The organism is Micromonospora sp. NPDC003776 (genome assembly GCF_053605645.1).
The window spans coordinates 1-12,923 of sequence record NZ_JBSGJR010000135.1 but is presented as its reverse complement, the minus strand read 5'-3'; the positions used below and the strand labels follow the sequence as shown (position 1 = coordinate 12,923).

Annotated in this window: 12 protein-coding genes and 2 pseudogenes; 10 read left to right on the top strand and 4 right to left on the bottom strand. The window is 73.9% G+C overall.

Translation table 11 applies throughout. The features are described 5' to 3' along the window. Positions 1–256 precede the first annotated feature (256 nt). The 3 genes from ACWEVO_RS14055 to ACWEVO_RS14045 all read left to right on the top strand — a co-directional run bounded on the left by ACWEVO_RS14055 (position 257) and on the right by ACWEVO_RS14045 (position 3,386). Positions 257–1,357 carry a CapA family protein gene (locus tag ACWEVO_RS14055; protein WP_452307926.1) on the top strand — a complete coding sequence of 367 codons (1,101 nt, stop codon included), beginning with the start codon at positions 257–259 and terminating at the stop codon, positions 1,355–1,357. Positions 1,358–1,431: 74 nt separating this feature from the next. Next, the gene (locus tag ACWEVO_RS14050) at positions 1,432–2,103 is read left to right on the top strand and encodes a GntR family transcriptional regulator (protein ID WP_452307925.1); all 672 of its coding nucleotides are present in this window, start codon (positions 1,432–1,434) and stop codon (positions 2,101–2,103) included. Continuing rightward, complete coding sequence (locus ACWEVO_RS14045; RefSeq protein WP_452307924.1) at positions 2,100–3,386, top strand: MFS transporter; 1,287 nt, start codon at positions 2,100–2,102, stop codon at positions 3,384–3,386. Before ACWEVO_RS14050 ends, ACWEVO_RS14045 begins: the two co-directional genes overlap by 4 nt. Before the next feature lie 18 nt (positions 3,387–3,404). Here the strand turns inward: ACWEVO_RS14045 and ACWEVO_RS14040 are convergent, their stop codons facing one another. Beyond that, positions 3,405–3,824 (bottom strand): hypothetical protein, encoded by a 420-nt coding sequence (locus ACWEVO_RS14040; RefSeq protein WP_452307923.1) that lies wholly within the window; start codon positions 3,822–3,824, stop codon positions 3,405–3,407. 136 nt (positions 3,825–3,960) lie between these two features. Between ACWEVO_RS14040 and ACWEVO_RS14035 the strand changes: the two genes are divergently transcribed. Continuing rightward, complete coding sequence (locus ACWEVO_RS14035) at positions 3,961–5,049, top strand: S-(hydroxymethyl)mycothiol dehydrogenase (protein ID WP_452307922.1); 1,089 nt, start codon at positions 3,961–3,963, stop codon at positions 5,047–5,049. Then, positions 5,046–5,675, top strand: a complete 630-nt coding sequence (locus ACWEVO_RS14030; RefSeq protein WP_452307921.1) for an MBL fold metallo-hydrolase — start codon at positions 5,046–5,048, stop codon at positions 5,673–5,675. Before ACWEVO_RS14035 ends, ACWEVO_RS14030 begins: the two co-directional genes overlap by 4 nt. Positions 5,676–5,702: 27 nt before the next feature. Here the strand turns inward: ACWEVO_RS14030 and tsaA are convergent, their stop codons facing one another. The 3 genes from tsaA to ACWEVO_RS14015 are packed head-to-tail and all read right to left on the bottom strand — an operon-like array spanning position 5,703 to position 7,905. Then, positions 5,703–6,104 (bottom strand): tRNA (N6-threonylcarbamoyladenosine(37)-N6)-methyltransferase TrmO, encoded by a 402-nt coding sequence (gene tsaA, locus ACWEVO_RS14025; protein ID WP_452307927.1) that lies wholly within the window; start codon positions 6,102–6,104, stop codon positions 5,703–5,705. A gap of 5 nt (positions 6,105–6,109) precedes the next feature. Further along, positions 6,110–7,057: an anti-sigma factor RsbA family regulatory protein gene (locus ACWEVO_RS14020; protein ID WP_452307920.1), complete on the bottom strand. Its 948-nt coding sequence runs from the start codon at positions 7,055–7,057 to the stop codon at positions 6,110–6,112. After that, complete coding sequence (locus ACWEVO_RS14015; protein WP_452307919.1) at positions 7,054–7,905, bottom strand: MEDS domain-containing protein; 852 nt, start codon at positions 7,903–7,905, stop codon at positions 7,054–7,056. Before ACWEVO_RS14015 ends, ACWEVO_RS14020 begins: the two co-directional genes overlap by 4 nt. Before the next feature lie 339 nt (positions 7,906–8,244). Between ACWEVO_RS14015 and rho the strand changes: the two are divergent. From rho to ACWEVO_RS13990, 5 genes and pseudogenes are all read left to right on the top strand, one after another. After that, positions 8,245–9,384, top strand: a pseudogene (gene rho, locus ACWEVO_RS14010) (transcription termination factor Rho); the annotation flags it as partial. 11 nt (positions 9,385–9,395) lie between these two features. Continuing rightward, a complete protein-coding gene (locus ACWEVO_RS14005; RefSeq protein WP_452307918.1) occupies positions 9,396–9,860 on the top strand; it encodes a VOC family protein in 465 nt (154 codons plus the stop codon). Between the two features lie 45 nt (positions 9,861–9,905). Then, complete coding sequence (locus ACWEVO_RS14000; protein ID WP_452307917.1) at positions 9,906–10,997, top strand: DUF3626 domain-containing protein; 1,092 nt, start codon at positions 9,906–9,908, stop codon at positions 10,995–10,997. Positions 10,998–11,223: 226 nt separating this feature from the next. After that, positions 11,224–12,006 (top strand): hypothetical protein, encoded by a 783-nt coding sequence (locus ACWEVO_RS13995; protein WP_452307916.1) that lies wholly within the window; start codon positions 11,224–11,226, stop codon positions 12,004–12,006. Positions 12,007–12,621: 615 nt separating this feature from the next. Then, positions 12,622–12,923, top strand: a pseudogene (locus ACWEVO_RS13990) (hypothetical protein); the annotation flags it as partial.

The window sequence follows — 12,923 nt, the reverse complement described above, 5'->3', positions numbered from 1 at the left end:
GGCCCAGTTCCACCACCCGCACGTGCGGGAACGCCCGGGCCACCGCCGCCGGGGTGCCGTCGTCGGAGCCGTTGTCCACCACGATCACCGGGGCGGTGTGCCGGGGCAGCAGGTCCAGCAGCTGCGCCCGCCGGTTGCGGGTGGCCACCACGATCGTCACGTCCGTCGTCATGGCCGCCCTGGTACCCCGCCCCCTGGCCGGCCACGCGTGCGGACTCGCAGGTGCGAACCGGGCCCGGCGCGGGAACACCCCGGCATGGCCGAGGTGACCCTCCTCCTCGCCGGGGACGTGATGACCGGCCGGGGCGTGGACCAGATCCTGCCGCATCCGGGGCCGCCGGGGCTGCGCGAGCAGGCCGTCACCGACGCGCGTGGCTACGTGGAGCTGGCCGAGGCGGTGTCCGGCCCGGTGCCGCGTCCGGCCCCGCCCGAGTGGCCGTGGGGCGACGCGCTGCGGCTGCTCGACGCCGAGCGCCCGGACGTGCGGATCGTGAACCTGGAGACCGCGGTGACCGCCCGGGGCGAGTACGCCCCCGGCAAGGGCATCCACTACCGGATGCATCCGGGCAACCTGCCCTGCCTGACCGCCGCCCGGCTGGACGTCTGCGCATTGGCCAACAACCACGTGCTGGACTTCGGCCCGACCGGACTGGCCGACACCCTGGACGCCCTGCAGACCGGGGGCATCCGGACCGCCGGTGCCGGCCGCAACGCCGAGGAGGCGTGGGAGCCGGCCACGGTAAGACTCGACGGCGGGCGGCGACTGCTGGTCTGGTCGGTGGCCGCCCCCTCCAGCGGGGTGTTTCCGCACTGGGCGGCGGCCGAGGGGCGGCCCGGGGTGGCGTACCTGCCGGAGGTCTCGGTGGCGTCGGCCGAGGCGTTGGCCGACCGGATCGCCCGGCACGCCGGGCCGGCCGACCTGGTGGTGGTCTCGGTGCACTGGGGCACCAACTGGGGGTACCAGGTGCCGGACGAGCATGTCGCGTTCGCGCACGCCCTCGTCGACGCCGGGGTGCACGTGCTGCACGGGCACTCCTCCCACCATCCCCGGCCGATCGAGCGGTACCGGGGGCGGCTGATCCTGTACGGCTGCGGTGACCTGATCGACGACTACGAGGGGATCGGCGGGCAGGAGGAGTACCGACCGGAGCTGCGCCTGCTGCTCCTGCCCACCCTCGACGCGGCGACCGGCGAACTGCGCCGGCTGCGCCTCGTCCCGGTCCGCATGCACACCATGCGCCTGCGGCCCGCCGCGCCGCCGGAGGTCGCCTGGCTCGCCCAGCTCCTGGACACCGTGAGCACCCCCCACCACACCCGCCTCACCGGCCACGACGGCGTCATCACGCTCGTCCCGTGACCCGCGGCGTGGGGTGGGTCACCTGCGGGCGGGGCGGGGTGCGGACGGGGGAAGGATAGGCGCAGCATAGATACATGACGCATCCCACGAGCGCCGGCACCGCCGTGCGCGCCGCCGGGCCGTCCGCGGCCGAGCGGGCCTACCAGCACCTGAAGCGGGCCATCCTCGAGCAGGTCTACCCGGGTGGGCTGCTGGTCAGCGAGGGCGAGATCGCCGAGGCGACCGGAGTCTCCCGCACCCCGGTCCGCGAGGCGCTGCTGCGCTTGGAGACCGAGGGGCTGGTCAAGCTCTACCCGAAGCGGGGCGCGCTGATCCGCCCGGTCTCGGCCCGGGAGATCGCCGACGTCATCGAGGCCCGCCGCCTGGTGGAGCTGCACGCCGCCGAACGGGTCTGGCCGCGCCGCGCCGAACTCCGTCCCGACCTGGCCCGCTGGCTCGACGAGATGCGCCGCGCGCACGCCGCCGGGGACGTCACCGCCCTGATGGCCGCCGACCGGGCCTTCCACGCCACCGTGGTCGAGGCGGCCGGCAACGAGATCCTCGCCGAGCTGTACCACCGGCTGCGCGACCGGCAGATCCGGATGGGCGAGGCCGGCTTCCGGCTCTCGCCCGGCTGGGCCGAGGTCGTCCTCGCCGAGCACGCCGCCCAGCTCGCCGCCCTCGACGGCGACGACCGCCAGCTCTTCCTCGACGCGGTCGCCGCGCACATCGACAACGCCGCGACCGTGCTGCGGACGCTGCGGTGAGCCCCGCCGCCAAGCGCCCGGCCGTCCTCGTCTACGCCGTCGCGGTCACCGCCTACGTGGCCGCCGTCTTTCACCGCAGCTCGCTGGGCGTCACCGGGGTCGACGCCGCCGACCGGTTCCACATCAACGCCGCAGCCCTGGCCACCTTCTCCGTCGCCCAACTCGCCGTCTACGCGGCCATGCAGGTGCCGGTCGGAGTGCTGCTCGACCGGTTCGGCTCCCGCCGGCTGCTGCTGGCCGGCGGCGTGCTGATGGTCGCCGGCCAGCTCTGCTTCGCCGTCGTCACCGACGTGCGCCTCGCCGTCGCGGCCCGGGTGCTGGTCGGTCTGGGCGACGCGATGACCTTCATCAGCGTGCTGCGGATCGTGGCGTTCTGGTTCCCCGGCCGGCGAAATCCGCTGCTCATGCAGCTCACCGGCACCATCGGGCAGCTCGGCGCGGTCCTCGGCGCCGTACCCCTGGTGGCGCTGCTGCACCACGCCGGCTGGACGCCCGCGTTCCTCACCGCCGCGGCGCTCGGCGTCACCGTGCTGCTGCTCGTCCTCGCCGCGGTCCGGGACACCCCGCACGCCGAGCACGCCACCGCCGTCGCCGCCGACCTGGCCACCGTACGCCGGCAGCTCGCCGACGCCTGGGCCCAGCCGGGCACCCGGCTCGGCCTCTGGACCCACTTCGTCACCCAGTTCTCCGGCTCGGTGTTCGCCCTGCTCTGGGGCTACCCGTTCCTCGTGCAGGGGCAGGGCTTCTCGCCCACCGCGGCGGCCTCGCTGCTCACCCTGATGACCCTGGTGACGCTGATCTGCGGTCCGGTGATCGCCCACCTGTGCGCCCGGCACCCGTTCCACCGCTCGGTGGTGGTCTTCGCCATCACCGCCGGCACCGCGGCGGTCTGGGCGGTGGTGCTGGCCTGGCCGGGACGCGCGCCGCACTGGCTGCTGGTGGCGCTGGTCGTGGTGCTGGCGGTCAACGGCCCCGGCTCGATGATCGGCTTCGACTACGCGCGGACGTTCAACCCGGCCCACCGGATCGGCAGCGCCAGCGGCATCGTCAACGTCGGCGGGTTCGTCGCGTCGATCCTGCTGATCCTGGCCGTCGGTGTGGTGCTCGACCTGGCCACCCCGGCCGGGCGGGGCACGCCGCCGCTGGCCGCGTTCCGCTGGGCCTTCGCCGTGCAGTACCTGCTCTGGGCCCTCGGCGCGGTGCAGGTGCTGCGCTACCGCAACGCCGCCCGCCGCCGGTACGCCGCCGAGCGCGCGACGGTCCCGGTGCCCGCGGCGGCCTGACGCCCCGGCCGCCGTCGATCAGGGGCGGAGGCGCTTGTGGGTCAACGAGTCCAGCATCAGGGTCAGGCCGGCGCCGACCAGCCAGACGTCCTTGGCCAGCCCGATGCCGGCCTGGCTGGGCCGGAGACTGGTGCCCTCGCGCATGCCGGGCGTCTTCAGGTAGAGCTGCACCAGCCCGGCGCCGAACGCGGTCAGCGCCGCGCCGGCCAGCAGCGACGGCACGAACGGGGCGAGCAACGCGGCCCCCAGCGCCATCTCGCCCCGGGACAGCAGCATGGCGAACCGGTTGGGCTCGAACTGCTTCAGCTGCGGGATCGCCCCGACCGCCATGCCGTGCATCCCGGCCGCCGCGTCACCCTCCAGGGTCCGCTTGCCAAGCCCGGAGTTCAGGATGTACGCGCCGATGGCCACCCGCAGCGGCGCATGGGTCAGTTTCATGATCACTCCCGTCGGTGCCAGAGAACCGGGCCCCCGCGTACCCGATGACGCGCGGGATAACCGCGATGCGACGGTGGGCCGACGGTGGTGATCGGCGGTAGGTTCGCCGGAGGGACCGCCACAGACGGGAGATGCCGTGAGCCAGGAAGTCCGGGGAGTCGTGTCGCGGCGCAAGGGCGCGCCGGTGGAGGTCACCACGATCGTGGTGCCCGACCCGGGGCCCGGCGAGGCGGTGGTCCGCGTCCAGTCCTGCGGGGTGTGCCACACCGACCTGCACTACCGGGAGGGCGGGATCAACGACGACTACCCGTTCCTGCTCGGCCACGAGGCTGCGGGCGTCGTCGAGCAGGTGGGGGAGGGGGTCACCGACGTCGCGCCCGGCGACTTCGTGGTGCTCAACTGGCGGGCGGTCTGCGGCCAGTGCCGGGCCTGCCGCCGGGGCCGCCCCTGGTACTGCTTCAACACCCACAACGCCGCCCGGAAGATTACCCTCACCGACGGCACCGAACTCACCCCGGCGCTCGGCATCGGCGCGTTCGCCGAGAAGACCCTGGTCCACGCCGGCCAGTGCACCAAGGTCGACCCCTCGGCCCGGCCGGCGGCAGTGGGCCTGCTCGGCTGCGGCGTCATGGCCGGGCTCGGCGCGGCCATGAACACCGGCCAGGTGGGCCGGGGCGACTCGGTCGCGGTGATCGGGTGCGGCGGCGTCGGCGACGCCGCCGTGGCCGGCGCGGCGCTGGCCGGGGCGACGACGATCATCGCGGTGGACACCGACTCCCGCAAGCTCGACTGGGCCCGGAAATTCGGCGCCACGCACACCGTCAACGCCTCTGAGGACGACCCGGTCGAGGCGATCCGCGCCGCGACCGGCGGATTCGGCGCCGACGTGGTCATCGACGCGGTCGGCCGCCCGGAGACCTGGAAGCAGGCGTTCTACGCCCGGGACCTGGCCGGCACCGTGGTGCTGGTGGGCGTACCCACCCCGGAGATGAGGATCGAGCTGCCGCTGCTGGACGTGTTCGGCCGCGGTGGGGCGCTCAAGTCCAGCTGGTACGGCGACTGCCTGCCCAGCCGTGACTTCCCGATGCTCACCGAGCTCTACCGGCAGGGCCGGCTGGACCTGGACGCCTTCGTCACCGAGGAGATCGCCCTCGACCAGGTCGAGGAGGCGTTCACCCGGATGCACCACGGCGACGTGCTGCGCTCGGTGGTGGTCTTCCCGTGACCGCCCGCGTCGACCACACCGTCACCTCCGGCACGTTCTCCCTCGACGGGCAGACCTTCGACGTGGACAACAACGTCTGGGTGATCGGCGACGACACCGAGTGCGTCGTCGTCGACGCGCCGCACGACATGGCCGCCATCCGCAAGCTGATCGGCGACCGGCGGGTGGTCGCCGTGCTGGCCACCCACGCCCACGACGACCACGTCCGGGTCGCCCCCGAGCTCGCCCGGGCCACGGGCGCGCCGGTCCTGCTGCACCCGGCCGACCGGGTGCTCTGGGACCTGGTCCACCCGGACACCCCGCCCGACGGCGAGCTGACCGACGGCCAGCGCGTCGAGGTGGGCGGCACGACCCTGCGGGTGCTGCACACCCCGGGGCACAGTCCCGGCGCGTGCAGCCTGTACGCCCCGGACCTCGGCGCGGTCTTCACCGGCGACACGCTCTTCGCCGGCGGGCCCGGCGCGACCGGCCGCTCGTACAGCGACTTCGGCACGATCATCGCGTCGATCCGGGACCGGCTGCTCACCCTGCCGCCGCAGACCGTCGTCCACACCGGACACGGTGACGACACCACCATCGGCGCGGAGGCGCCCCACCTCGACGAGTGGATCGCCCGCGGGCACTGAGCCGCCCCACACCGGGGCGCGGCGGCCTCAACGCTCGCCGTCGAGCACCGGCTTGACGTCGAGTACGGGAGTGCCGTCGACCGCCTCCAGGTCGGCCACCCGCACCCGGAGGCCGTCCACCCGCAGGACCCGGACCCGGTGCAGGCCCACCGGGTTCGGCCGGTGCGGGGAGCGGGTGGCGAACACGCCCGTCTCCGGCCGGGACGTGTCCCCGCGCGGGTGCACCACGAGCACGTCCCGGTCGGCCCGGTCCAGCCAGGTCAGCACCAGCACGTCCGCGCCCGCGCGCAGCCCCCGCAGCGCCGGGGCGTACGCCTCGGCGAAGACCAGCCACGCCTCGGGTGCCCCCTCGTCGCCCTGCTTCGGCGCCGCCGCGGGATCGGTCAACGGGGACTCCACCCGCCCGACCGGCCGCAGCACCGGTTCCATCCTGTTCACAGCGCCTCCCGCAGCATGTGCAGCCGGACCGTGGTGCCGGCCGCGGTGGTGTGTACGCGTACCAGGTCGCACAGGGCGTGCACGATGACCAGCCCGCGACCGCCGATGCCGTCGTGCGCCGGGGCCAGCCGCCCGGCGAGCGGGTCGGCGAGCGAGCCGTCGTCGTGGATCTCACAGACCAGGTGCTCCGAGGTCCACCACATCCGCAGCGTGCCGGCGCCACCCGCGTGCGCGACGCTGTTGGTGGCCAGTTCGGTCACCGCGATCTGCAGGTCGGCCACCCGGTCGGCGTCCAGGCCGGCGGCACCGGCGTGGTCGGCCACGAACCGCCGCAGCAGCGGCAGGTTGCCCAGGTCGTACCGGAGGGCGGCGACCGGCTCGGCGGGGTCGGGCAGTGGCCTGTTGTGCCGCTCCACCACCTCCGCGGGCGCGTAGCCGGCGCTGGGCCGGCTGCCGGCCGGCCCGCGCAGCGACGGGTGGGTGCAGCGCGCCTCCGCGAGCACGCCAGGATCCAGCCGGCCCGCGTCGTACGGGCACAGCACGCTCACCTCGCGCCCCGAGAACGCCCAGTTGATCGCCGCCTCGTGCTGCGCGCAGGCCGGGTACTCCTGGGCGGCGCGCCCGGGCCACACGGGCTCGCCGACGATGCGGACCCGGCGGCCGGCGTGCCGGTCGGCGAAGGACTGGAGCACCCAGGGCAGCATCCGCCCGGGATTGCGGCCCGCCTCGGTCATGTCGGTCCACCGGATCACGTCGCCGACCGGGCCGAGCGCGGCCCGGATCAGTGCCAGCTGCGGACCGGGCGTGGCGACCAGCACCGGCTCCCCATTGCCGAGTCCTTCCTGGAGGAACGGCAGGAGGACGGCGAGCAGGCTGGCGGCGTCGGTGTAGAGGAGGAGTTCGTGGCGGAGGCCGGTGGCGCCCGGGCCCACTGTCTCGGTCACGCCGGGAACCCGGCGGTCGGCTCGATGTCGAGCAGCCCCAGCAGCCGGCGCAGCGCGGGCCGGCAGCCCACCAGCCGGAGGCCGGTGGCGCTGCTGCGCTCGGCCCGGATCAGCGCGGTGGCCGCGCCCACGTCGGCGAAGGTCAGCTCGGACAGGTCCAGCACCGCGGTACGGCCATGGGCCGTCACGTCGTCCAGCACCGCGGTGAACGCCTCCCGGTTGCTCCGGTCCACCTGCCCCACCAGCCGCAGGCCCGGTGGATCGGTCGTCCGGTACGCCCGCAGCAGCGGCACCCACGCCCGCCCGGTCTGCCTCCCCGCCGAGCCGGGGTGCGCGGCGGACAGGGCGCGCAGCCGCTCGGCCGGGAACAGCCGCTGGTCGTAAAGGCACAGTCCGGCGCCCCGCCGGTCCAGGAACAGCCGGTTGAGTGCTGTCTCATAGCGCTGCAGGTCGTCCAGGGTGATGCCGCTGCGCAGCACGCAGGTCATGTCGCCGGCCAGCCGTACCCCGGGATAGCCCTCCTGCTTGGCACGGGTGACCTCGTCGACCACGGTGGCCACCATGGCCTCCGGGAGGAGCCGGCGGCCCGCCGGGTAGACCTCCGCCGCCGGGACGATGCGCAACTGGCCGGATGCCACGGCAGCCTCGGTGGGCACCCCGAGGGCGTCGACGCGCGCGCGGACCGCCTGCGGGGTGGACGTCTCGGTGAAGCAGATGACCTTGTGGCCGAGGCGTAGTCCGGCGGCGGCGAAGCGGCTGACGGCGTCGAGAGCATGGCTCTCGTCGTCGTGGGTCCAGCACACGTGGTCGCCCAGACGGATCTGGTCGGCGACGGTCGTAGCAGTCACGGGGCTCGCCTTCCGATCGGCGCGTCCCTCACTCTAACGCCGGTCGCGGTGGCGCCCTGACCGGTGGTTCCGCGCCACCGTCCTTGCCGGCATCGCCCGGACGGGCTAACCTGCGAGTGGACCCGGATGCCGGCGCACGGCGCCGCCCGGGAATTCCACCTCACCGCACCGATGTCCCGGCACACCGCCGGGCCGGTCGCGGAGCCATCCCACGAACGGTCGGCCGGATCCGGTCGTCCTTCGCTCCCACTCCGTGCCGCATCGCCGTTCCCGCCGCCGTGCCGGGCGGCCCGCGCGTCACTCCCGCCCGCCCGCTGTGGGCGGCATCCACCGTACGAAAGGCACCCGATGAATCCTGAGGCCAACCCGCCGGTCCCAGTGACCGGCATCGTGGACATCCGCGACGACCACGCGCTGGTGCGGGTCGACGGCTACCTGCCCTCGGCCGCCGACGTCCACGTCGCCCCTGCCCAACTCCGCCGCTACGGCCTGCGCCGCGGCGACCTGGTGACCGGCGCGGCCGCCGTCGGCCCGCGCCGCGGCCGACACGCACCCCTGGCCCGGCTGGACACCGTCAACGGGATGGAACCGGACGAGGCGCGACGCCGGCGGCAGTTCTACGAGCTCACGCCGCTGTACCCGCGGGAGCGGCTGCGGTTGGAGACCGAGCCGCACATCCTGACCACGCGGGTCATCGACCTGGTGATGCCGATCGGCAAGGGCCAGCGGGCGCTGATCGTCTCGCCGCCGAAGGCCGGTAAGACGATGGTGCTGCAGGCGATCGCGAACGCGATCACCCGCAACAACCCGGAGTGCCACCTGATGGTGGTGCTGGTCGACGAGCGGCCGGAAGAGGTCACCGACTTCTCCCGCTCGGTGAAGGGCGAGGTCGTGGCGGCCACGTTCGACCGTCCGCCGCAGGACCACACCACGGTGGCGGAGCTGGCGATCGAGCGGGCGAAGCGCCTGGTCGAGCTGGGCCACGACGTCGTCGTGCTGCTCGACTCGCTGACCCGGTTGGGCCGGGCCTACAACCTCTCCGTCCGGTCGGCCGGCCGCACCCTCTCCGGCGGCATCGACGTGGCCGCCCTCAGCCCGCCGAAGCAGTTGCTCGCCGCGGCCCGCGCGGCCGAGGAGGGCGGTTCACTGACCATCCTCGCCTCGGCGTTGGTGGAGACCGGTTCCGCCGCCGACACCCTGATCCACGAGGAGTTCAAGAGCACCGGCAACGCCGAGCTCAAGCTGGACCGGTCGCTGGCCGACCGGCGTGCCTTCCCGGCCGTCGACCTGCGGGCCTCGGGCACCCGCCGGGAGGACCTGCTGCTCACCGCCGTCGAGCGGCAACGCCTGCGAGCCCTGCGTGCCGCACTGTCCCAGGTGGACCGATCGGCCGCCCTGGACCAGTTGCTGCGCCAGCTCGCGGCCACTGCGGACAACGCCCACTTCCTGGCCCGGTTGGGTACCGTCGCGCACGCCTAGGATCGGGAACCGTGACCAAGCACGCGAACGAGCGCCCACCGACCGTACGACAGCTGCGGCTGGTGGTGGAGGCGGAGGACTACGACGCGGCGGTCGCCTTCTTCCGCGACGCCCTGGGCCTGCCGGAGCAGGCCGCGTTCTCCGGTGGCGACGGTGCCCGGGTGGTCATCCTGGAGGCGGGCCGCGCCACTCTCGAACTGGCCAACCCGGCGCAGAAGCGGATGATCGACGACGTGGAGGTCGGCCGGCAGGTCGCGCCCCGGTTGCGGCTCGCGTTCGAAGTCGACGACAGCCGGGCGGCGGCCGAGCGGCTGGTCGCGGCGGGCGCCACGGAGGTCGCCCCGCCCACGGTCACCCCGTGGCAGTCGCTCAACGCCCGCCTCGACGGCCCGGCGGGCCTGCACCTCACCGTGTTCCAGGAGCTCCGCCCCGCCGAGGAACGCGCCACCCTGGACGGCTTCGGCACCGACGCCTGAGAATCCGGTTGGGTCCCGCCGCCCGGCGCGGCGATACTCTGGCGCGTGTCCGAACCGACGCTGACCCCCGCCCAGGCCGCCGCCCTGCGGTACGTCCGTGACGTCGCGCTGCGCGACCGGCCGGCGGCGCTCGCCGTCATCGCCGGACACCTCACCGGCTCCGGCGCCCGGTACCGGTCGGACGAGGTGGTCGCGGCGGTCGCCCGGCACGGGCGGCTGACCCTGAACTTCCACCCGGACCGGCTGCTGCGCGACGGCCGGAGCGTCGCGGAGGCACTGGACCAGGAGGACGTCTACCGCAGCCAGTTCGAGACGGCCATCTCCAACGGCGGGCTGACCGCCTTCCCCGGCGGGGACCGGGACCGGTGGGAGGAGAAGATGTTCGGCGGGGCGTACCAGCTTCCCGGCGTGCTCCCCGCCGAGCGCCCGAAGTACGGCGGCCTGAACCTGCTGGACCACCCGGACGGCGCCTGCCCGCGGTTCGGCTCCTGCCACCTGCGGCTGCGTCCCGAGGTCCTCGCGCGGGCGACCTTCTGCTTCGGGGACAGCCACCTCGAGCCGACCGAGTTCGGCACCCTGGACGTCTTCGAGCCGGTGCTCGCCGCGCTGCTCACCGCCACCGCCGACACCGGCGTCAGCCTCGGGGTCGCCGGGCTGGACACCGACGCGCTGCTGCAGACCCTCCTCCGCCGCCGGGAGCGCGCGTCGTACGAGGCCGGTCGCGCCCTGGACGACTACATCGAGGCGCAGATCCACGGCGAGCTGAGCCTCGCCCGGGACGTCGAGACGCTCGTGGTCGACCCGTCCTTCCGGGGCACCGACGTGGCACGGGTCCTCGCCCGGGTCGCCGACCGGCACGGTTTTCCGCTGACCTGGCATGCCGGGTTCGAGCTGCCGGTCGACGGCATCGACCCCGACTTCCGGGGGCCGGCGATCCCACCCCTCGCGGCGCGGGTGCACGCCGAGTTCGGCCGGCCGGGGGAGCCCGTCGACGCCGCCCTGATCGGCCGGGCCGCCGCGTCGGTGGTCACCGAGCCGGAGCGTTGGGCGGACCGGGGACCGGCCGAGGTGACGCTGCAGCATCTCAAGCAGCTCTGGCACGTCCTGGTCTGGTACGGCACCCCGGCGGCCCGCTGACCGTCGCGTCCCGTTCCGCCGTTTCCCGCCCGGCCTGGTCCCGCCTGTCCGGTTTCCGTGGTGACCTGGACCGCAGCCTGCCGCCACTCCGGCATTTCCGGAATGACCGACAGGTCGAGCTGGTTGTGTCCCCCGTACCGCCGGCACGCAAACCCGTACCGGCCAGTAGTTCCCCCGGAGGGCGCTCACCCCGGAGCGCGTCCTAACGATCGAAAGGGCAACCATCGTGAAGCAGACCTTCACTCGATGGCTCCCGGTCATCGCGAAGACCGCCGTCGTGCAGACCGCCGTCGCGAAGACCGCCGCCGCGAAGGCCGCCATCGCGAAGTCCCCGAACCGCAAGGCCGCGCTGACCGTCGCGGGCGTGGCCGCCCTGGGCGGCCTGGCCTTCGGCCCCACCGCCATCGCGGCTCCGGTCACCAGCGGCCCGCACTCCGGTGCCGTGGCCGCCATCGACCTGGCGACGGGCAAGAAGACGGAGACCGACCCGGACACCGGCAAGAAGACCACCACCGTCGAGTCGGGCCTGACCACCGCCAGCGACAAGGTCCACACCAAGGGCAACCGGCCGAACCGGGACAAGCTCGTCCCGCGCGGCGTCGAGGGCGCCCAGTCGCGGATCCCGCTGGACAACGCGCAGCTCGCCAACGCCAAGGCCATCGTGCAGGCGGCCAAGGAGACCGGCGTGGGTGAGCGGGGCGCCGTGATCGGCGTGGCCACCTCGCTGCAGGAGTCGAAGCTGTACAACCTCGGCCACCTGGGCGAGAGCAACGACCACGACTCGGAGGGCCTGTTCCAGCAGCGCCCGTCGTCCGGTTGGGGCACGCCCGAGCAGGTCACCGACCCCGACTACGCCAGCAAGGCGTTCTTCAACGCGCTGAAGAACGTCGGCGGCTGGCAGGACCTGCCGCTGACCGCGGCGGCCCAGACGGTCCAGGTCTCGGCCTTCCCTTACGCGTACGCGCAGTGGGAGGACCAGGCCGCGGACATCGTCCAGCAGCTCTGGTAAGTCGTACCGCCATGACCGGCCGGTCCCCGAACATCGGGGGCCGGCCGGTCTGCGTCTCGTGACCTATTCGCGGCGTGTTCCCTGGGCCGGCCCCTCGCCGTCTGGGCCACCTTGATCCACTCGGCCTGCCGCAAACGGCGGGCCGCGCCGTCGGTGCGACCTGCGGCACCACGCGACGGCTGAACTCGCTGTCCGGTTCCGGCCTGACCACGTCCGCTGGGTGGAATGCCATGGAGGTCACCGTTGGCCGGAGACGTCCACGCCGTTCCACCGACCGGCGGGACGGGTGGGCCGCCGCGCGCCGGTGAGGGGCGAATGTCCGGTTTCGGGGTGTGACCGGCGGCATCCGGCGGCCGGAATGGTGGCCGGGGCGGGGGCGTTGAACACCGGTGAACGACCGAGGAAGACCTCGCGACGCGGGGTGCAGGCCCCCGGAATGATGGCGGGTCGCCGGTCGTTACACATGGTCCCGGCGCCGCGAAGGCTGAGTCCCCGGTGCCGGATCCCCCAAGACTTTCCCCCTTTTGCTTTTGAGCGCCTGACGGTGCTTGCGCCCGCGCGAGATGCCGACCCCCATCGGCGGCGTGGTGCGCCAACCCCCGAATGGAGCTTTCCATGAACACGATCATTCGTAAGAGCGTGCTCGGTATTGCTGGTCTCGCGTTCGCCGGTGGTCTGGCCGCCGGTCCGCTGCACCACCAGGAGGCCACCCCGGCCACCGCGCTGACCCCGGTCGCCGCCGTGCAGGCCGACAAGCCCGACGCCGGGAAGCTGATCCCGCATGGTGTGCAGGGCGCGCAGTCGCACATCAGCCTGAACGACGAGCAGGTCGCGAACGCGAAGGCGATCATCGCGGCGACGAAGAAGGCGGGTCTGCCGGAGCGGGCCGCGGTGATCTCGATCGCCACGAGTCTGCA

Coding starts and splice junctions, on each gene's coding strand:
- tsaA (WP_452307927.1), bottom strand. CDS start 6,104: ATGGAACCGGTGCTGCGGCCGGTCGGGCGGGTGGAGTCCCCGTTGACC.
- ACWEVO_RS14040 (WP_452307923.1), bottom strand. CDS start 3,824: ATGAAACTGACCCATGCGCCGCTGCGGGTGGCCATCGGCGCGTACATC.
- ACWEVO_RS14050 (WP_452307925.1), top strand. CDS start 1,432: ATGACGCATCCCACGAGCGCCGGCACCGCCGTGCGCGCCGCCGGGCCG.
- ACWEVO_RS14055 (WP_452307926.1), top strand. CDS start 257: ATGGCCGAGGTGACCCTCCTCCTCGCCGGGGACGTGATGACCGGCCGG.